18 protein-coding genes are annotated in these 19533 nt (G+C 35.6%); 12 read left to right on the top strand and 6 right to left on the bottom strand.

Annotated features, from left to right (window positions below):
• The first annotated feature begins 19 nt into the window (after positions 1-19).
• Complete coding sequence (locus ACE01N_RS09610; RefSeq protein WP_380587710.1) at positions 20-1525, top strand: oligosaccharide flippase family protein; 1506 nt, start codon at positions 20-22, stop codon at positions 1523-1525.
• Between the two features lie 126 nt (positions 1526-1651).
• Complete coding sequence (locus ACE01N_RS20690) at positions 1652-1963, top strand: IS1/IS1595 family N-terminal zinc-binding domain-containing protein (RefSeq protein ID WP_438826947.1); 312 nt, start codon at positions 1652-1654, stop codon at positions 1961-1963.
• Positions 1964-2180: 217 nt separating this feature from the next.
• On the opposite strand, the gene ACE01N_RS09605 is transcribed toward ACE01N_RS20690, so the two are convergent.
• From ACE01N_RS09605 to ACE01N_RS09595, 3 genes are read right to left on the bottom strand one after another with little or no spacing between them, the layout of a single operon-like run.
• On the bottom strand, positions 2181-2819 hold the full coding sequence (locus ACE01N_RS09605) for an O-methyltransferase (protein WP_380587707.1): 639 nt from the start codon (positions 2817-2819) through the stop codon (positions 2181-2183).
• A gap of 10 nt (positions 2820-2829) precedes the next feature.
• The gene (locus ACE01N_RS09600; RefSeq protein WP_380587704.1) at positions 2830-3669 is read right to left on the bottom strand and encodes an alpha-1,2-fucosyltransferase; all 840 of its coding nucleotides are present in this window, start codon (positions 3667-3669) and stop codon (positions 2830-2832) included.
• On the bottom strand, positions 3650-4798 hold the full coding sequence (locus ACE01N_RS09595; RefSeq protein WP_380587701.1) for a glycosyltransferase family 4 protein: 1149 nt from the start codon (positions 4796-4798) through the stop codon (positions 3650-3652). The genes ACE01N_RS09600 and ACE01N_RS09595 overlap by 20 nt, the downstream gene beginning before the upstream one ends.
• Before the next feature lie 143 nt (positions 4799-4941).
• Between ACE01N_RS09595 and ACE01N_RS09590 the strand changes: the two genes are divergently transcribed.
• The 9 genes from ACE01N_RS09590 to ACE01N_RS09550 all read left to right on the top strand — a co-directional run bounded on the left by ACE01N_RS09590 (position 4942) and on the right by ACE01N_RS09550 (position 14576).
• Positions 4942-6237 carry a glycosyltransferase family 4 protein gene (locus ACE01N_RS09590; RefSeq protein WP_380587698.1) on the top strand — a complete coding sequence of 432 codons (1296 nt, stop codon included), beginning with the start codon at positions 4942-4944 and terminating at the stop codon, positions 6235-6237.
• Positions 6234-7313, top strand: coding sequence for a non-hydrolyzing UDP-N-acetylglucosamine 2-epimerase (gene wecB, locus ACE01N_RS09585; protein WP_380587695.1), 1080 nt, complete (start codon positions 6234-6236; stop codon positions 7311-7313). The genes ACE01N_RS09590 and wecB overlap by 4 nt, the downstream gene beginning before the upstream one ends.
• A 150-nt stretch (positions 7314-7463) precedes the next feature.
• Positions 7464-9941, top strand: a complete 2478-nt coding sequence (locus ACE01N_RS09580) for a YfhO family protein (protein WP_380587692.1) — start codon at positions 7464-7466, stop codon at positions 9939-9941.
• Positions 9942-9971: 30 nt separating this feature from the next.
• Complete coding sequence (locus ACE01N_RS09575; protein ID WP_380587689.1) at positions 9972-10850, top strand: cell division protein FtsX; 879 nt, start codon at positions 9972-9974, stop codon at positions 10848-10850.
• Positions 10851-10867: 17 nt separating this feature from the next.
• A complete protein-coding gene (locus ACE01N_RS09570) occupies positions 10868-11125 on the top strand; it encodes a DUF3098 domain-containing protein (protein ID WP_380587686.1) in 258 nt (85 codons plus the stop codon).
• 15 nt (positions 11126-11140) lie between these two features.
• Positions 11141-11926, top strand: coding sequence for an undecaprenyl-diphosphate phosphatase (locus tag ACE01N_RS09565; RefSeq protein ID WP_375729582.1), 786 nt, complete (start codon positions 11141-11143; stop codon positions 11924-11926).
• Complete coding sequence (gene truB, locus ACE01N_RS09560; RefSeq protein WP_380587684.1) at positions 11926-12618, top strand: tRNA pseudouridine(55) synthase TruB; 693 nt, start codon at positions 11926-11928, stop codon at positions 12616-12618. The genes ACE01N_RS09565 and truB overlap by 1 nt, the downstream gene beginning before the upstream one ends.
• Positions 12619-12682: 64 nt before the next feature.
• Complete coding sequence (gene queA / locus ACE01N_RS09555) at positions 12683-13735, top strand: tRNA preQ1(34) S-adenosylmethionine ribosyltransferase-isomerase QueA (protein ID WP_380587681.1); 1053 nt, start codon at positions 12683-12685, stop codon at positions 13733-13735.
• A gap of 106 nt (positions 13736-13841) precedes the next feature.
• Positions 13842-14576: a head GIN domain-containing protein gene (locus ACE01N_RS09550; protein WP_380587679.1), complete on the top strand. Its 735-nt coding sequence runs from the start codon at positions 13842-13844 to the stop codon at positions 14574-14576.
• Here ACE01N_RS09550 and ACE01N_RS09545 read toward each other — a convergent pair whose 3' ends face one another.
• Genes ACE01N_RS09545 through ACE01N_RS09535 form a run of 3 tightly spaced genes read right to left on the bottom strand, consistent with a single transcriptional unit; the run spans position 14577 to position 17383 of the window.
• On the bottom strand, positions 14577-15029 hold the full coding sequence (locus ACE01N_RS09545; protein WP_380587676.1) for a CoA-binding protein: 453 nt from the start codon (positions 15027-15029) through the stop codon (positions 14577-14579).
• 57 nt (positions 15030-15086) lie between these two features.
• The gene (locus ACE01N_RS09540) at positions 15087-16385 is read right to left on the bottom strand and encodes a 1-acyl-sn-glycerol-3-phosphate acyltransferase (protein WP_380587673.1); all 1299 of its coding nucleotides are present in this window, start codon (positions 16383-16385) and stop codon (positions 15087-15089) included.
• The gene (locus tag ACE01N_RS09535) at positions 16382-17383 is read right to left on the bottom strand and encodes a bile acid:sodium symporter family protein (protein WP_380587670.1); all 1002 of its coding nucleotides are present in this window, start codon (positions 17381-17383) and stop codon (positions 16382-16384) included. Before ACE01N_RS09535 ends, ACE01N_RS09540 begins: the two co-directional genes overlap by 4 nt.
• Before the next feature lie 653 nt (positions 17384-18036).
• Between ACE01N_RS09535 and ACE01N_RS09530 the strand changes: the two genes are divergently transcribed.
• Positions 18037-19530, top strand: a complete 1494-nt coding sequence (locus ACE01N_RS09530; RefSeq protein ID WP_380587667.1) for a 2-isopropylmalate synthase — start codon at positions 18037-18039, stop codon at positions 19528-19530.
• Positions 19531-19533 lie beyond the last annotated feature (3 nt).

Raw genomic sequence — 19533 nt, 5'->3', positions numbered from 1 at the left:
TTAAAGTTAAGATATATAAATGCTTACGGATCTTAAAAAGACAGCTAAACACACCTCAGTGTATGCTTTGGGCAATATAGCAATAAAGCTGATAGGTGTAATATTGATACCACTTTATACAAATGCGGAATACCTTACCCATGAGGAATTTGGGGTGTTAACAGTCTTGGAAGCAACACTACAGCTATTGCTGGGGCTTTTAACTTTCGCAATGATCAGTAGTCTGACGCGTTGGTACTGGGATGATAAATACAAAAACATTCAGAACAGCATATTTTTTACTACAATCTTGTTTTTGGTTGTTGTTTTAATTCCAACCATTGCAGGTTTAATGCTCTTTGCAAATCCGTTAAGTAACTTATTGTTTAAGGATGTAGATTATTCATACCTGCTCCGCCTAACTTTTGCAACAGCAGGGATACAGATAATAAATAATCAGATATTGTGTCTTGTTAGACTTCAGTCACTCTCAAAAAAATATGTATTCATTCAGGTTTTTAAAATTACACTTGTACTATTGCTAATATTATATTGGATTTTATTAAAGCATCAGGGACTTGAGGCAATATGGAAAGCTAATTTGATAGCAGAAATTATCATCTTAATAATTCTGTTTCCCTATTTGTTAAGAAATATTGAATTAAAGTTCCAATTCAAAATTTTCAATGAAATGATACGTTATGGATTCCCATTGATGTTAGCATCAGTATCAGGTGTTATGTTAGCGGTGACTGACAGATACATGCTTAGTTCATTGTCGGGACTTGAAGAGACCGGTGTTTATTCAGTAGGTTTCAGGATTGCAAATGTTCTTAAGCTGGTAATATCAACATCTTTGCTATTTTCGATCGCTCCGTTGCGAATGAAAAAAATGAATGAACCTAATAATCAACGTTTTTATTCAAAAGTTTTTACGTATTCAGGTTACATTTTCATAATAGGTGCCTTAGGAATTTCTCTTTTTTCTCTTGAGGGAATCAAAATTTTCACAAGCTCACCGCTTTATTGGAAGTCTAATGGTATAGTCCCAATTATTGCAATGGCTTTGTTTTTTGGTTTACTAAAAGACAATATTACTGTTGGTTTGTCAATTAAAAAAGCCACAGGTGTAATCGGGATCTTTATTTTTATTACTGGTGTTTTGAATATTGTGCTTAACATACTTTTAATACCAGTTCTGGATATTTATGGAGCAGCGCTATCCACACTTTTATCTCAGCTTTTTTTGTTTGTTATGTTGTTAAGAAGCGCTCAAAAAGCATATTTAATACCTTATGAACTTAAAAAAATGGTTTTATTGTTTGCTGTTGCTTCGCTATTTATTTTTGTGGGAATTAAAATTGAAAATCTTGATGTACTGTTAAGAATTTCGATAAAATTAGTTATGTTTTTATCTTTTCCATTTATCCTACATCTTTTTCGTTTTTATGAACCGATTGAAATTGAGACGATTAAACGAATTATAAAACATTGGTACAAACCGGGTAGTTTAAAGGAAAATATTAACAGATTATTAAGATTATGAAGTTTGCATTGAGCAGCCAAATCTTGATATTACACTTTGTTCAATTAGATATAACGGACAAAAATAGTTGGTAAAAACTTCTAAATTGTCCGTATTATCAATATTTAGAGAGAAGTTAATTGAAACGTGTTTCAATTAACTTTTTTTGTTTTAAAAAGATGCCCAAAAAAGTCGTGCTGGGCATGTGGTAGTTTGGATGTTATTCGCTGGGGGTTTCAATCAGGTAAGCAGCGATTTTCATGCAAAAATTGTGGTATTTATTTTACGAGAATCAACAAGGGAGTATCTGCATCTAATCGTTTTATATGGTTTTGGAACTTGTTTCTCCAAAAGCAAACACTGGAAATCATCTCTGCTGAAGGTGGGTATTCTGTGCGGACATTGAAGCGATACTTTGACGGATATTTATCTTCGAATCACAGGTTTTCTAAGCCATAAGCAAAAGGAATAAGAAAAGCCTTCCATCACAAACGATGAAAGGCTCTTATTCCAATTGGCAAACCTTATTGCTGACAGGTTGCTCCTCAGCAGAGCCTGTTTCCCCTTCGGGTTTGCTCTCGTATTTTACAAATAATTTTTATCAATTCCACCAACTATTTTTGGTCCCATTACCTTCAATTAAGAAACAAAAAATAATTTACCAGAAATGAAAAAGTCACAATTCTGCCCGAATTATATCATTTATAACTGTAATATTATATTGGGGATTTTTCTTTTTGAAATATTCAGTTAGTTCCTTAATAGTTGGGTAGTCGTTTTCACCTTTAAAATCTCTGGCATCATCAATTAAAAAAATATGAGGTAGATTCTTTGTAAAAATGGCGTCTAACTCTTTCCATATTGGACAATTAAGTTCTCCTTTTGATGTAATCCCGGCCGAGTAATGACCATCAAGCCAAAAGATTGCAGGTTCATTAATCTCAGAAATAATATCTGCCATTTTTTCACCACTATCTCCAAGAATAAGTTTTATATGGCTATATCTTTTAAATTTTTTATAGGCTCTTTTATACAGGCTTTCACTTATTTCTACAGAGTAAATTTTATCAAAATTTCTTTTTTGAGCTGATACCATATATCCTAAATAAGTACCGGTTTCAACAAGAATATTATATTGATATCTTCTTTGGTATTCTTTAATTGTCTTTTGTTTAACTACAGGATGTGGTGGTATTGGTTTACCATCCTGCTCCCATTTTTGTATAATTTTCTCAGGAAAGTTGTTGTATTTGAATTCAACAATTCTGTACCTCCATTCGTCGGGAATGTTTTTTTTAATGAGATCCTTAATCATATCTTTTAATTTACAATTTAATCCAATGTTTTGGCATAGAACTATATGTTCTGTCGCATTCATTAGGATATATAACTATTTTATTTGGATTTTTATTCAACCATGCTGCCCACCATGAGAAAGTGCTGTTTGCTATTATGTTATGCTTACAAAAACTCATCATCATCATATCATGATAAGCAGTGTTGTTTTGAACAAAAGTAACATTTTCGATCATGTTTAGGTTATTCTTACACCAATCAATTTCATCCGAAAATACAAATACTTCAGTTTTTACGGATATCTTATTTTTCAATTTTTTAAGCCCCTTAAGGTAATATTCAGGAGTGCACATTGGAAAACTATCCGGATATTTAATATAATCACCCCTTCGAACATGTATGCCAATAGATTCTGTTGTTTTGATTTTATTCAGAATAGTAAGGTTAATATTTTCATGATTAAAAGTATATAATTTTCGTACTTCACTTTTTACATCTATGAAGTATTTCTCCTCGTTCCAATGTCCTTCCAGATATATATCATTATTGATATTTTTATAGTCATTAATAGTCATTTCCTTCCAAAATTTATAAGATTTATGCCTGATCCCTCGTATCCTCCGCGCTATTCTGTTTCTTAAACTGTAACCTACATCTGCAAATTTTAAAGCTGTTTTGGCAGATACTTTATCATTATTTAAATCAATATTAAACACTTTGTCTATTTCAAGTCCGTTGTGTACTTTCCAATGATATGTATCAATATCAAGTTTTACGTTTTCTGTGCCATGCCAGAATTGCATTTGCTTAAAAAATGCATATTGAAACATTTGATTCCCGAGTCCGCTTCTAAGCCTTATTATGATCATTGTTAATGATTTGGTTTAAATTTTCCAGATATTTTTTTGCCTGATTTGAAATGGTATAATTTTTAACCGTTTCTTTAGCGTTAATTCTTATTGCATTGATCTCGTCATTGCGTAAATTAAGTACCTGTTTTAGTTTTTGGTATATGTTTTCTTTGTCTGAAGCATCGCATAAAAAGCCATTTTCACCATCGGTTATGATTCCATCAATCCCTTCGTTGATACTGCCGATAGTTATGTTGCCGCAAGCCATGGCCTCTAAATAAACTAATCCCAGTGTTTCATCATAACTTGGTAAAATGAAAATGTCACTTTGAAGCAAACTTTCGATTACAATTGTGCGGGGTAACTTGCCTGTAAAAGTAACTTTGTTATCAAGATCATAATTTTTTACCAGGGATTCAAGATAAGGCAACTCGGGTCCCGTTCCAATTATTGTAAAATGCCAGTCTTGATTTTTTACTTTTGAAAGTGAATTTATGACTAGGTCAATTTGTTTGCGTTTTATCAGTGATGATACTGTTATAATACTTGTATTTTTATTTTTTTTTCTCTGATCCTGATTTGAAAATTTTGGTATTAAAAAAGTTTCCGGAATTCCGGAAATAGCAAGAAAAGATTTGCTTTTAAACTCCGGGAAATTTGCATCAAAGATTTTTTTGTAGGCATAGGACCTGCATGCAAATCCTGATGCCTTTTTAAATATTGTTTTTTGATGCCATTTATGAAATTTAATTTGAGATAGTTTCATATCTGACATATGGATGCCAATTACAAATGGAATATCTAACTTTTTTGCCAGGTTATGAAATGTAAAATACGCATTATAAAGATGACAAATAACAATGTCTGGTTTGAAAGGAAGTCTATTAATAATTTTTTTTGAATCATAGTAAGATAATTTTAGTATCGGAATTCTTAAAGGTTTTACAAATTCAATGTCTATGTTATTGCCTATATTAAATTTGGGGGTTGTAGGGAATGGGTCTTTTTCATAATTGAAGTGAGGCCTGATAACTTTAATCTTGTGACCGGTTTTGCCCCATTCTTCGATAAATTCTCTTAAGGCTCCGCTTGTATAACATCCTTCATCTTTTTCCGGGAACAATTGAGTAATAAAAAGGATGTTCATAAGTAATTAAAGTTAGTTTGGTTTGTATACTTAGAAAATAAATTTAAAAATGATATTGTACAAAGATAATATTTTGAAAAGGAAATGTATTCCTTGTATGATAAGGATAGTTTGTTAATTATTATTTTATTTGTATACTTTATATGAAAAAAGTACTTATAATAACATATTATTGGCCGCCGGCTGGTGGTGCCGGAGTTCAGCGTTGGTTGAAATTTGCTAAATATTTGCCAGAGAATGGTTGGAATCCGGTCATCTTTACACCGGAGAATCCGGAAGCGCCGGTACAGGATTACACTTTAAACAGTGAAGTTCCGGATGAGGCTATTGTAAAAAGGTTGAAGATATGGGAGCCATTGAATTTGTATAAGATATTCACCGGGAAATCAAAAACATCGACTTTAAATGCAGGTTTTCTCGAGGAAGAGGCCGCTAATTCAGTGGCGAAATCTATATCAGTCTGGATTCGTGGAAACCTTTTTATTCCTGACGCAAAAAAATACTGGATTAAACCAGCTTCAAAGTATTTAATTAATTACCTGAAAGATAATCCTGTTGATCTGATTGTTTCTACCGGTCCGCCGCACACCATGCACGTCATAGGAAATCGTGTGTCGCATAAAACCAATATCCCATGGGTGGCAGATTTCAGGGATCCATGGACGCAGATTGATTTTTATGACAAGCTTAAGGTGAGCCGGTTTGCGGATCTGAAGCATAGAAGACTGGAAAGGAAAGTGCTGAGCGAGGCAGATAAGGTTGTTGCGGTAGGTGAAAACATGGCTACTGAGTTTAAAAAAATTGTGGATCGCGATATTCAGGTGATAACCAATGGGTATGATAAGGCTGATATAACAACAGAACATATTCAGTATCCCGAAAAGTTTTCAATCGTACATGTGGGGAGCATTAATGCAGACAGAAATCATTCGGATTTCTGGGCATCTCTGGCATTTTGTATAGAAAATGTAGAAGGTTTCAGCGAGGATTTTGAGCTCATACTTGTGGGGAAAAATGATGTTAGTGTTACGAGGGATATTGGCAAATACGGATTAAGTAAGTATGTGTATTTTATAAGCTATATTCCCCACAATGAGGTGATTGCTGCAGAACAAAAAGCTGCCGTTCTTTATTTGCCTTTGAACAATACTCCGAATGCGAAAGGGATTTTAACCGGGAAGTTTTTTGAGTACCTGGCCTCCGGTCGGCCAATTTTTGCCATTGGACCGGTAGATGGTGATTTAGCTCATATTTTAAAAGAAACCGGAACAGGAAGTATTAGCGATTTTGAAGATCAGGAAGGAATGAAGAAAGACTTAATCACATTTTATAAGGCATTCAAGAATAAAAGTCTGACTTGTAAAAGTGAAAATATAAAAATTTATGAGCGATCCGAGTTAACAAAAAAAATGGTTGAACTCTTTGAATCAGTACTATGAGTAAGAAGATTATTACAGTTGTTGGAGCCAGACCACAGTTTGTAAAGGCCGCAGCGGTAAGCAGAGCCATACGTCAGACGGACATGTCAGAGGTAATTATACATACCGGTCAACACTTCGATCAGAATATGTCTGAAGTATTTTTTGAAGAAATGGAAATACCCCATCCTGACTATAACCTTGGCATCAGTTCATTAACACATGGTGCAATGACAGGACGAATGCTGGAAGGTATCGAAGAAATACTGCTTAAAGAAAAGCCGGATGCTTTAATGGTTTACGGGGATACAAATTCTACTATCGCAGGAGCGCTTGCAGCGAAAAAACTGGGAATTAAAGTCGCTCATGTTGAAGCAGGCTTGCGTTCATTTAATATGGCTATGCCAGAGGAAGTTAACCGGATTTTAACTGACCGTATTTCCGACCTTTTATTCTGCCCGACTGATACTGCCGTAAATAATCTGAGCGAAGAGGGTTTCTCTAATTTTGGATCAAAAATAATCAGAACCGGTGATGTAATGTATGATGCTGCATTATTCTACAGCGCGAAAGCTTCGGAAAAATCACATATCCTGGATAATTTAGCTCTGAATGGTAAAACATATTTGCTTGCTACAATTCACAGGCAAGAGAATACGGATAACGAGCAAAGGCTGGCGTCGATAGTTGAAGCATTGAATGCATTGACTGAAATAACTGAAGTAATTGTTCCGCTGCATCCCAGAACAAAAAAAATAATGGCGCAGAGGCACCTGGATTACAAGTTTAAAGTCATTGAACCGGTTGGGTATTTTGATATGCTGGAACTTATTAAAAATTCAGAAATCATTTTGACCGATAGTGGAGGTCTTCAGAAAGAAGCCTTTTTTTTCAGGAAATACTGCGTTACAATGCGTGATGAAACTGAATGGGTGGAACTTGTCAGGAATGGATATAATTGTTTGTCAGGAGCGGATACAGCACGGATACTAAGCTCCGCAAAAGAGATGATGCAAAAGGAACAGAAATTTACGCATCAGCTTTATGGTAATGGTGATGCATCTCAACAGATTGCAGCCGAAATTCTTAAATTGTAGCGATTTTTAGATTTTTTAAGGTAAAAATTTAATGTTTTGCTTTGTGATATATGTATTTGTCTCATTATTAATTTAATTTTGGCAACGAACCAAATATCCAGTCTTATCAGTACAAATACAAAGACTTATCCTTAATTCAAATATTTGAAAATGAATAATTCACTAATTAAGAAAATCCTGAATTACGGTTTGCCGGTAATAATTTTTATTTTTATCTCATATGCTTATTTCCCCGGATTACTGGAAGGGAAGTCATTAATGGGGCATGATACCAAGGTTGCGACGGCTAAATCCAGTGAAATAGAAAAGTTCAGGAAAGAATACGGAGAAGAACCGCTTTGGACAAACGCTGTATTCTCAGGAATGCCGGCATATTTTATTTCCACCAGATATACAGCAAATCTTACCCGGTTTGTTAACAGAATAGTAGAATTTGGGAAAAGACCCTCCAGCTATCTGATTATTGCGATGTTGTCTTTTTATATTTTGCTTATTTCATTTGGTGTAAATCCCTGGTTAAGTATGATTGGTGCTCTCGCCTTTGGATTTACTACAAATACATTTGTGCTATTGCAGGCAGGACATATGAGTAAAGTGCATACCTATGCTTATATGGGAGGTTTTGTAGCCGGGTTCATTCTCACATTCAGGGGGAAAAGGATTTTGGGCGCTGCAATGGCAGGAATATTTTTATCGTTGATGATATTGTCGGGTCACCCGCAAATGACATATTATACCGGGATTATTGTTCTGATTTATGGCATATTTGAATTGGTTGAAACCATAAAAAATAAAACTTATGCATCATTTCTGAAGAATGTAGGTTTGTTGTTGGTAGTTGTATTGTTGGCATTTGGGAGTAATTTTTCAAGGTTGTATACGCAATATGAGTATTTAAAATATTCTACCCGTGGTAAATCAGAATTGACCAAGGATGAGTCTGTCGCTACAGGAGGATTGGATAAAGATTATATTCTTTCATGGAGTAATAGTATTGCTGAAACTTTTGCTTTGATGATCCCTGATTTCAGGGGAGGCGGATCAGCGGATTATAAGCCGGAATCTGAATTTACTAAAAAGGTTTTACCGGGTCTGAAGCAACAAATCATGCAGTCGGGAACATCAGCTAAAGAGGCACAGCACGATGCAGAACGTCAGATTGGTGCTTTTTTCTATTGGGGAGGAAAGCCATCGACTGATGGACCAATGTATCATGGTGCAGTTATATGTTTCCTTTTTATTCTTGGGTTATTTCTTGTCAAAGGAAAATATAAATGGTGGTTGTTGGTGGCAACAGCATTGTCAATAATGCTTTCATGGGGGAAGTACTTCCCGTTTTTGTCGCATTTATTTATTGACTATCTCCCAATGTATGATAAGTTTCGCGACGCAACAATGTTAATGGTCATTGCTCAGTTTACTATGCCGTTGATGGCTTTGCTTGGAATTAATGCTTTGATAAAAGGAGAATATGATAAACAAAAGTTGAAAAAGGCTATGTACTGGAGTTTTGGCTTGACAGGTGGTCTGGCGCTTGTCTTTGCTATAATTCCATCAATTGCAGGAAATTATACGGGGATTTATGATGATAAACTGCCGGCCAGTTTAGTAGAGCTGTTACGTAGCGGACGTGTTCATGCTTTACGGTCTGATTCATTTCGTGCTTTTATGTTTATTGCAATTGCATTTATTGGTATATGGGCATGGATGAATAAAAAGTTGAAGATAGGATATTTCCTGGCATTGTTGGCTGTTCTTGTTGTAGCAGATTTATGGTTTGTTGATCAACGCTATTTGAGCAATAAAGATCTGGTGCGTTATAAGCCAGGAGTAGGTTATGAGCAGACCTATGCTGATAAAGCGATTTTAAAGGACAAGGACCCTGATTTTAAGGTGCTTAATTTATCCGTTTCAACATTTAATGATGCTTCAACTTCCAATTATCATTTCTCTATTGGCGGTTACGATGCTGCAAAAATGAGGCGTTATCAGGAATTGATTGAACATCGGATGTATGATGATTTACAGTACATTGCAAAAAATATCAGAACAGAACAGTTGGATGTGTTTAAACATACACCAATACTTAATATGCTAAATACGAAGTATGTTATTCTTAGTCCGCAGTCAGCACCGGCATATAATAAATATGCATATGGTTATGCATGGTTTGTGACAAAGATTGATATGGTCCCGGATGCCGATGCCGAAATTCAGTCCATGAAGAATATCAGACCTGATCAGGAAGCTGTAGTTAATGAAACGTATTCTGATGCGTTAGGAGGATACGATTTTGTGAAGGATACAACGGCCACAATTACGTTGGAAGAATACAGGGCAAATTACCTGAAATACAAGTCCACTAGCAAAACGGATCAGTTGGCAGTATTTTCTGAAATTTATTATCCGAAGGGATGGGATGCTTTTGTTGATGGTCAGCCTGTTGATCACATAAATGCAGATTATGTGCTTAGGGCATTACCGGTTCATGCAGGAGAGCATGTTATTGAATTTAAATTTGAACCAAAGTCTTATTCCGTAGGCAATAAAGTATCGCTTGCTTCGTCTTTATTATTGATTTTATTGCTTTTGGGTGCAATCGGAAAAGAACTTTTCAAAAAGAATTAATTTCGTATTTTTGAGCCTTTAAAGAAGAGTATGACAAAAAAAAGAATCAGAAGGAAAAGAGTTGGTGTGGTAAATTCGCATTTTACCGTTACCATCAGTATTACTTTGGTTCTCTTTTTGATTGGCATAATGGGAATACTGATTTTCAGTGGAGATCAGATTTCTGATTATGTGCGTGAAAATATAGGATTTTCTATTATACTTAAGGATGATGCAAAGGACGTGGATGTTCACCGGATACAAAAATATCTTGATGCCACGGAATATGTAAAATCTACTCAGTACATTGATAAAGAAAAGGCTGCCGAAGAATTGCAGTCAGAATTAGGGGAGGATTTTATTGAGTTTTTGGGATATAATCCGTTATTAGCTTCAATCGAGGTCAAATTAAAAGCTGAATATGCCAATCCGGACAGCCTTGCGATAATAGAAAATGAATTCAAAACATACCCGCAGATAAATGAAGTTATTTATCAGAAGGATCTTGTAAGTCTTGTGAATGAAAATGTACGGAAAATAACAGTAGTTTTGCTGCTGTTCTGTTTGCTGTTATTTATTGTTAGTGTAGCACTAATAAATAATACTATTCGCCTGGCAATTTATTCACAGCGATTTTTAATTAATACAATGCAGTTGGTTGGAGCAACCAGATCATTCATTCGGAGGCCATTTGTGAACCGGATAATTTTAGACGGTTTAATAGCTGCAGTATTGTCGATTTTGTTACTTACAGCTGTTATTTATTCTATTCAGAATGAGTTGAGTGCAATTATCAGCCTGAAGGATCTTGATTTAATTGCAATGGTATATAGTCTGGTGTTGTTAATTGGTATAATAATTTCTCAGATGTCGGCATATTTTGCGTTAAATAAATATTTGAGATTACGTTCGGATGAACTCTATTTTTAAATTTAAAATACAAGGGAGTGAAAAATTCAGAAATTAATTCAAAAGGAAATCTTCCGTTATCAAAACATAATTATGTGTTGATGCTGATTGGTTTAGCAGTGATCATCTTGGGTTATATATTAATGTCAGGAGGAGGAAGTACTGACCCAAATGTATTTAACGGAGAGGAATTATACAGTTTCAGAAGAATTACATTGGCACCAATTTTAATCATAGGCGGATTTATTTTTGAAATTTATGCCATTATGAAACGCCCAAAACAGGACGTGGAATAGTAGGAGAAATAGCACATGAGTTGGATAGAAGCGTTGATTATTGCTATTGTTGAAGGGTTAACAGAATTTCTTCCTGTTTCATCAACCGGGCATATGATTATTACCCAGAATATTCTGGGTATTGAGAATTCGGAGTTTGTACGGGCTTTCATCGTAAATATACAGTTTGGCGCAATATTGAGTGTTGTTGTTCTATACTGGAAAAAGTTTTTTCAGAGCCTGAAATTTTACTATAAATTATTCGTGGCATTTTTGCCGGCTGCTGTCTTTGGATTGTTATTCAGTGATGTTATTGATGAGTTGCTGGAAAATGTAGTTGTTGTGGCTGTTTCACTTGTGCTGGGAGGTATTATTCTTGTATTTGTTGATTCCTGGTTCAAGCATAATGATGAAGAAAAGAATCAGGAAGTAACGTATAAAAAATCATTAATAATTGGTTTCTTTCAGGTAATAGCTATGATTCCAGGTGTATCCAGATCGGCATCAACAATTATAGGAGGTATGACGCAAAAACTTACAAAGAAAAATGCTGCTGAATTCTCTTTCTTTTTAGCTGTTCCCACCATGTTTGCTGCCTCAGGATACAAATTGCTGGAAAATTATAAATCCATTACTGTCGATAATATTGGAATACTGATATTTGGTAATGTAATTGCTTTTATTGTAGCCATGCTTGCCATAAAATCGTTTATTTCATTTTTAACCAAAAATGGGTTTAAAGCCTTTGGTTATTATCGGATTATTGTTGGTGTGGTCATATTGATCTTGCTGGCGTCAGGATATCAGTTAAGTATCGTTTGATGAACTATATAGAAGGTGAAGTAATAATCCTTGATAAGCCTTTGGGATGGACTTCCTTTGATCTTGTAAAGAAAATCAGGATCAGGTTACAAAATAAATTGGGAGTAAAAAAACTTAAAGTTGGTCATGCCGGGACTTTGGATCCTTTGGCAACCGGAGTAATGTTGGTTTGTACCGGGAAAGCCACCAAACAAATAGAATTTTATCAGGCGGGAGTTAAAGAATACATAGCCACCATTAAACTCGGTGAGACCACGCCATCTTTTGATCTGGAAACAAAAATTGATCAAACATATCCTTTCGAACATATAACAAAAGAATTAGTAGAACAGGCACTGGAAAAATTCAAGGGAGAAATTCAACAGATCCCACCGGAATTTTCAGCAGTAAAAATTAACGGAAAACGGGCTTATAAATATGCCCGAAAAGGTGAGGAAGTGGAAATGCGACCCAAAATTCTTGTGATCGATGAGATTGAAATTCTGAAATTTGAGTTGCCCGTGCTTACCATTCGTATTGTTTGCAGTAAAGGGACATATATCAGGGCTTTAGCCCGGGATATTGGCAGGGAGCTGAATTCCGGCGGTCACTTGATTGGTTTACAGCGCACGCGTGTAGGTGATTATACCATAGCGGACGCCCTTTCTTTGGAAGAGTTTGAAAAAAATACAGAAAATTTGGAACATATATAAAAACTTTACGTATAAAGCACCTGTTGTTTATATGTGAGTAGTATTAAAAATTGAATAGGAGAATATGAAACTTTCTAAGTTTAAGTACAAATTACCAACCGAACTTATTGCATTACATCCAGCTTATAATCGTGACGAATCCCGCTTGCTGGTTCTGGACAAAACAACCGGTAAGATAGAGCACAAAGTGTTTAAGGAAATCATTAATTATTTTGATGATAAGGATTTGTTGATTTTTAACGATACAAAGGTTTTTCCTGCCAGATTATATGGTAATAAAGAAAAAACCGGTGCTAAAATCGAGGTGTTTTTATTACGTGAATTGAATCGGGAAAACAGATTGTGGGATGTTTTGGTGGATCCTGCCAGAAAAATAAGAATTGGTAATAAGCTATATTTTGGTGATGATGACAGCCTGGTCGCTGAGGTGATTGATAATACTACTTCACGGGGAAGAACTTTGAGGTTTTTGTATGATGGACCTTATGATGAATTTAAGGAAAAACTTTTTGGTTTAGGGGAGATGCCTATTCCAAAACACATACTGAAGAGAGAAGTTGAGCCGGACGATGAAGATAGATATCAGACTATATTTGCCAAACATGAAGGAGCCGTGGTTGCTCCAACAGCGGGTTTGCATTTTAGCAGAGAGTTGCTGAAACGTTTCGAAATTAAAGGCACAGAGTTTGGATTTGTTACTTTGCATGCGGGATTAGGGAACTTCAGGGAAATTGATGTTGAGGATCTGACAAAACACAAAATGGATTCTGAACAAATTATTATAACTGATGAAGTAGCGGATAAGGTTAACGAGACAAAAAAGCTTAAAAAGAATGTTTGTGCAGTCGGAACAACCGTAATGCGAACTCTGGAGAGTTCGGTAAGTACAGATGGATTTCTGAAGCCCTATGAGGGCTGGACAAATAAATTTATTTTCCCTCCATACGATTTTAGTGTGGCTAATTCAATGGTATCAAATTTTCATATGCCGTATTCCACTTTATTGATGATGGTTGCTGCATTTGGAGGCTACGAGCAGGTAATGGATGCCTATAGCGTGGCTGTAAAGGAAAAATACCGTTTTGGAACTTATGGTGATGCAATGCTGATTATTTGATGTTGTTACAGGATATTAAATGCCCGGTACGTTTTTTGTGACCGGGTATTTTTATATGTAAATCTGTCTTATTCTTTGTAGTTTTGTTATCATTAAATTCAAAAATATGAAATCGTTATTGTCTCTGCTTTTTTTAATTTTATTTGTGTCTGCTGTTAATGCTCAGGAAACTTTGGAAGAAACAAGAAACCTGGATCCTTTTAACCGGGTTATTGCTGCTCATGGCATCAATGTAAAACTTGTTTATGACGACATGGAACAGGCACATGTTAAAGTGAAAGGTGCTGCTTTGGAAGATGTTATCACAGAAGTTGAAGATATGACATTGAAGGTGAGGATGAAAGCTAAGTTACTTCAGGATGTAACAGTCATGGTTGAGGTGTCATACAAACAGATTAAGTATGTAGAAGCCAATACAGGGGCATATATTGAAACTGTGCGTCCGTTGTGGGGTGAAAAGGTTAAGTTGTATACTATAACAGGTGGTGTAATTAAGGCTGAATCAGAGGCTGGTGAGGTTGTTGCGGTTACAAGTGGTGCTTCAACTATAGAAGTTTATGGAAAGACCAGGGAGTTTGAGGCATCAGCTAATCTGGGAGGTAAAATTGATGCGTTTGAACTCAAAACAGGTAATGTAGTGGTTAAAAGTAATTCCGGGTCAACAGTTAATGTGTTTTCGTCAGATTCCATTGAGGCCAAAGCCAGCGTGGGAAGTACAATTAATGTTAAGGGTGATCCCTCAGAAAAGAATTTCAAAACTTCTCTTGGTGGCGAAATAAAAGAAATTAAACCAAATCCTGCCTTTGGAAAAGATCTAATAAAAGACGAAGGTGATAAATGATTATTTGGGCAATGTGCCGAATATCATTTTGAAGGTTTTATGAATTCTGTGAATCCCTTTGGGCTCAGCAAACATAAAAATACATTCATTTACAATCAACTTTAATCCAAGCTTATCTGCAAGTTTTAACGTATTGTCGGTGTCGCACATTTGCTGTACCCATATTTTTTTAATGCCTTTTTTGTGCGCTCTCTCAACTATCTCATCGGTAAATTCTTTTGGTGTAAGAATTAAAAGTTTGTCAATGCCTGAAGGTAAAGCATCTACATCGGGATAGCAATTGATGTTTCCTATTTTATTGCAGAATTTATTGATTGGGAAAAGCTGATAATTCAGGGTTAAAAGCTTATCAAAAACCTGTCTCCCAAATTTCTTGGGATTTCTGGAAACGCCTGCAACTGCAATAGGCGAATCTTTAGCCAGAAAATCTTTAATTAATTCAAGTTTAGTCATTGTAATCCAAGGGTTGAGTATATTACAAAGTTCAATTTTTAAATTAACATTTCAAAATTATTCTTGCCGTTCCGATAAAGAAATTTTCAATTGGGATTTCAGGTTGTTAATGTCTACTTTTAAAACGGTTATCTTTCGGGAAATAAGAAAATATCTCCATGTTGTTTTTAGTAGGTTTAGGTACCTTAATGTATATGATCCAATGAAAAATAAAGCAAAGAAAACGAGGATCGAAATCCAGATATCTGATGAAAGGATTAAAGGAGAAATAACGAATGCGAATAATGCATATGATACAGGTGCACCTAAAAGCATAAACATGTATTTGTAAGAGCTTTCAAACTGCCGGTCTTTAAGGTTGCGGTATAAAAACCACGGCGGTACTGTGAATAACCTGGTAGGTAGATAGCCTGCAATGCAGAGAGGTAATCCTAAAATAAGTTCTAAATATGTGAGAAACCTTGGCTTATTAGAAACAGACAGATCCGAAGGGCCAAGTGATAAATTTTTAAGCTTTTCCAGTAACAAATTTGCATCGCTTAAAAGTGTATCTTTTTTTTCTGTACTTAAATCCGAAAGATTCCTGATAAAGGTTTGGGCAGATCTAAGGTAATCCCGGGTGTGTTTTTTGTTCTGAACCGTTTCTTCAAGGTTTAGTAATAATTCGGTTTCGTTATAACGTTCGGTGTCTTCAATGTTTAGCATAAGAGGTTTTATCCCTTCTGCAATTTTGTCCCGTAAAATGATATGTGTCTGCTGTGGATTTTCTGCATAAGATGTTTTCAGTTCATCTACCAGAATTGGTTTCCCATAGTTTACCCAAATATCGGCCTTGAACCCAAAATAATTGCTATAGTGTATGCCAACCGGGACGATTTTAAGATTGAGATTGAAATTATGTTTTTCTTCTGCCATAAGGGCAATTCTTGGGATCCCTTTTTTTAAAGGTAAAAGAAAATTCTGCCCGTGATGTCTTGCCTCCGGGAATAATGCGAGCTGTTTTTTTGCCTCCAGTACGCCGATTGATTCATTAAATGTTGAGTCGTTATTTCCGAGTGATTTTATTCCATCACGGACCCTGTAGACCGGCAAAATTTTCAAAAAACGAAGAACCGGCCTGTTAATCGAGCTTTTAAAAATATCTGCGCGGGCAAGAAATACAGGTTGAAGAGGAGTAGTTAAAAGTACTGCCAAAGGATCCATTAATGCATTTTGGTGATTTGGCCCGAAGATTACAGGATCACCAACAGGAATATTTTCCAGACCCGATACATAAATTTTTTTGTAGAAAAGTCGGTGAGTAAATTTTACATACCGTTTAAAAAGTGCGTAAAGTTTAGAGGTTTGATGTATCATTTCCTTTTGGATTTGAATACATACAGAAAGGACGGAGTCCATTGTGACGGTTCATTCCGTATATCTTTTCTGGATAAAAAGAAAGCAATTGTTAAGCCTGAAATAATGTGCCAGATTCCCCACCAGGCAGCAATCATTGCCATTCCTCCCAGTTGAAGTTCCGGAGGAAAGATCTTTGGGTTGAAAATCAGGGCCAGTGCTAACCCTGAATTCTGAATGCCTGTTTCTATAGTTATGGCACGCCTGCTTGGTCGGTTGACTTTTGCAATTGTGGCAATGCTGAATCCTGTCAGTAGTGCCAATCCGTTATGAATAAGGACGATAAGGAATATAAGGTGAATGTAATTCTGAAAATGATCGAAATTTGCAAATAAGGCACCTGCAACGAATCCCAGGAAAATGATAATACTGATAATACGCAGTGGTGATTTAATCTTTTGGGTCACTTTGGGAAGATAATGAGCAAAAAGGAGCCCCAGTATAAGAGGAATTCCCAACAGTATAAAGACCGTTTTAAATATCTGGAAAATGTCAATCTCAATGGGTCTCAGAAGTCCCTCTGCCGCTATTTTGCTGTAATAATCAATATACATACTTCCCCAAAACGAGAAATTTAACGGGGTCATAAATATAGCGGCTAATGTTGCAATGGCTGTAAGTGTTACCGACAAAGCCGTATTTCCCTTGCCCAAAGCAGAAATGAAGTTTGAAATATTTCCTCCCGGACATGCCGCAACGAGGATCATCCCAAGAGCAACAGTAGGGGTTGGTTTCAGAATTACAACCAACACAAATGTGAATGCCGGAAGTGCTATGAACTGTGCAATTACACCGGTAATAACTTGTTTTGGTGTATGAAATAATTCTTTAAAATCCCTAAACTTAATTCCCAGTGCAACGCCAAACATGATTAATGCCAATGCAATATTCATGATATCAACGGATTTGGCATTAAAGTTTAAAACTACACTATCCAGTTGCCGAAGTGATTCTTCCATCCTTTGAAAATTGTGAAAGTCAGAAAACAAAAATCATAAAAAATATCAAGATATAAAAATATTTGGATATTGGTTTAAATATACTGTTGAATCATTTACGCTACTCAATGCCATTATGACTCTTGTGGTAGGTTTTATCAGTAACCAGATGAACAATAATTTTTTTATTGCAAAGCAGTAATCTTTAAACATTTGAAGCGTGTTAATGTTATAAATTATAATCAAAACAATATTTATTAATATAAATTATTAAAAATATTTGGTCTTTTTATTACAATCCGTATATTTGCAACGCAAAATTTAAATGTAAACAATGAAACAAACAACAACCATTATCAGCCTTCTACTTGGTATTCTAATTCTTGGATTTAAGAGTTGAGAATGGTAGATAATGTATGTTGTATAATATAGGGCCATTCTCAACAGGATGGCCTTTTCGATTGTTTAAGAGGTTTGTATTAAATAGGAGGTCTTGACCCTATTGATATTATGATGAGGACAAAACAGTTAAAAACAGAGTTAATATTCATTAAGCAGATATTCCGGTTTGGTGAGTTCGGTAATAATTTACGACTCCCCTTGTGGGGTGTGGAATAAGTTATTTCAAAAGTGAATTATTAACAATTTTCAAATTAAGAAACAAATTACAAATCATGGATAATAACAGAGTTTATATTTTTGACACAACGCTGAGAGACGGTGAACAGGTTCCGGGTTGTCAGTTGAACACGATTGAGAAAATTCAAGTGGCCAAAGCACTTGAAGAACTTGGAGTCGATGTTATTGAAGCGGGATTTCCGGTTTCCAGTCCTGGCGATTTTCAATCTGTTGTGGAGATTTCCAAAGCAGTAAAAAATCCCACCATTTGTGCTTTAACCCGTGCAGTAAAAAAAGATATAGAGGTTGCTGCGGATGCACTTAAATATGCTAAAAAGGGAAGGATCCATACAGGAATCGGAACATCACCTTATCATATTAAGTATAAACTTAATTCTAACGAAGACGAAATTTTAGAACGTGCTGTTGAAGCAGTAAAATATGCTAAGAAATTTGTTGAAGATGTTGAGTTTTATGCAGAGGATGCAGGTCGTTCAGACAATGTTTACCTTGCGAAGGTAGTTGAAGCTGTAATTGCTGCCGGTGCTACAGTGGTTAATATTCCCGATACTACCGGTTATTGTCTACCAGTTCAGTTTGGTGAGAAGATTAAGTTTTTGTTTGATAATGTGTCAAATATTGAACAAGCAATAATTTCAACACATTGCCACAACGATTTAGGTATGGCAACAGCTAACACAGTCAGTGGTGTAATGAATGGTGCACGTCAGGTCGAGGTAACTATTAACGGAATCGGAGAGCGTGCTGGTAATACTTCTCTTGAGGAAGTTGTTATGACTTTGAAAAGTCACGATCTTGGTTTAAAAACTGAAATAGATACCAAGAAAATATTCCAGACCAGCCGTATGGTTTCCTCTTTAATGAATATGCCGGTTCAGCCGAATAAAGCTATTGTAGGGCGAAATGCTTTTGCACATTCTTCAGGAATTCATCAGGATGGTGTTTTGAAACACCGTGAGAATTATGAAATTATTGATCCGGTTGAAGTTGGGATCAACGAATCTTCTATAGTTCTTACAGCGCGTTCAGGACGTGCTGCTTTAAAGCACAGACTTGAAGTACTTGGTTATACTATGGTGCAGGAGGAACTGGATAAAGTATATCAGGAGTTTTTGAACCTGGCAGATAAAAAGAAAAATATTACAGATGAGGATCTGTCTATTCTGATGGGTGAGAAAGCTCAGGGGCAGAAAAATATTAAGCTTGATTTTCTGCAGGTGGTAAGTGGTAAAACCACAATTCCTATGGCTACGGTTAGGCTGAATATCGAAGGTAAAATATATTCATCTACTGAGCCTGGTAATGGCCCGGTTGATGCGGCGATAAAAGCTGTAAAAGAGATTGTTAAGAAAAATGCAATTCTTGAAGAATTCCTTATTCAGGCAATAACGAGAGGGAGTGATGATATTGGAAAGGTTCATATGCAGCTGAAATATAACAACAAAATTTATTATGGTTTTGGTGCTAATACTGATATCGTTACAGCATCTGTTGAAGCATATATCGATGCGTTGAATAAATTTAATTAATAA

Source organism: Quyinboa ferrireducens, from assembly GCF_042436675.1.
Lineage (GTDB): Bacteria > Bacteroidota > Bacteroidia > Bacteroidales > UBA5342 > JBHJHP01.
The sequence above is the reverse complement of the archived record's forward strand: the minus strand, read 5'-3'. Positions and strand labels throughout refer to the sequence as shown.

Excerpts from the sequence above, each read along its gene's own strand:
- ACE01N_RS09610 (WP_380587710.1), top strand. The coding sequence starts at position 20 with ATGCTTACGGATCTTAAAAAGACAGCTAAACACACCTCAGTGTATGCT.
- ACE01N_RS09605 (WP_380587707.1), bottom strand. The coding sequence starts at position 2,819 with ATGATTAAGGATCTCATTAAAAAAAACATTCCCGACGAATGGAGGTAC.
- ACE01N_RS09600 (WP_380587704.1), bottom strand. The coding sequence starts at position 3,669 with ATGATCATAATAAGGCTTAGAAGCGGACTCGGGAATCAAATGTTTCAA.
- ACE01N_RS09595 (WP_380587701.1), bottom strand. The coding sequence starts at position 4,798 with ATGAACATCCTTTTTATTACTCAATTGTTCCCGGAAAAAGATGAAGGA.
- ACE01N_RS09590 (WP_380587698.1), top strand. The coding sequence starts at position 4,942 with ATGAAAAAAGTACTTATAATAACATATTATTGGCCGCCGGCTGGTGGT.
- wecB (WP_380587695.1), top strand. The coding sequence starts at position 6,234 with ATGAGTAAGAAGATTATTACAGTTGTTGGAGCCAGACCACAGTTTGTA.
- ACE01N_RS09580 (WP_380587692.1), top strand. The coding sequence starts at position 7,464 with ATGAATAATTCACTAATTAAGAAAATCCTGAATTACGGTTTGCCGGTA.
- ACE01N_RS09575 (WP_380587689.1), top strand. The coding sequence starts at position 9,972 with ATGACAAAAAAAAGAATCAGAAGGAAAAGAGTTGGTGTGGTAAATTCG.
- ACE01N_RS09565 (WP_375729582.1), top strand. The coding sequence starts at position 11,141 with ATGAGTTGGATAGAAGCGTTGATTATTGCTATTGTTGAAGGGTTAACA.
- truB (WP_380587684.1), top strand. The coding sequence starts at position 11,926 with ATGAACTATATAGAAGGTGAAGTAATAATCCTTGATAAGCCTTTGGGA.
- queA (WP_380587681.1), top strand. The coding sequence starts at position 12,683 with ATGAAACTTTCTAAGTTTAAGTACAAATTACCAACCGAACTTATTGCA.
- ACE01N_RS09550 (WP_380587679.1), top strand. The coding sequence starts at position 13,842 with ATGAAATCGTTATTGTCTCTGCTTTTTTTAATTTTATTTGTGTCTGCT.
- ACE01N_RS09545 (WP_380587676.1), bottom strand. The coding sequence starts at position 15,029 with ATGACTAAACTTGAATTAATTAAAGATTTTCTGGCTAAAGATTCGCCT.
- ACE01N_RS09540 (WP_380587673.1), bottom strand. The coding sequence starts at position 16,385 with ATGATACATCAAACCTCTAAACTTTACGCACTTTTTAAACGGTATGTA.
- ACE01N_RS09535 (WP_380587670.1), bottom strand. The coding sequence starts at position 17,383 with ATGGAAGAATCACTTCGGCAACTGGATAGTGTAGTTTTAAACTTTAAT.
- ACE01N_RS09530 (WP_380587667.1), top strand. The coding sequence starts at position 18,037 with ATGGATAATAACAGAGTTTATATTTTTGACACAACGCTGAGAGACGGT.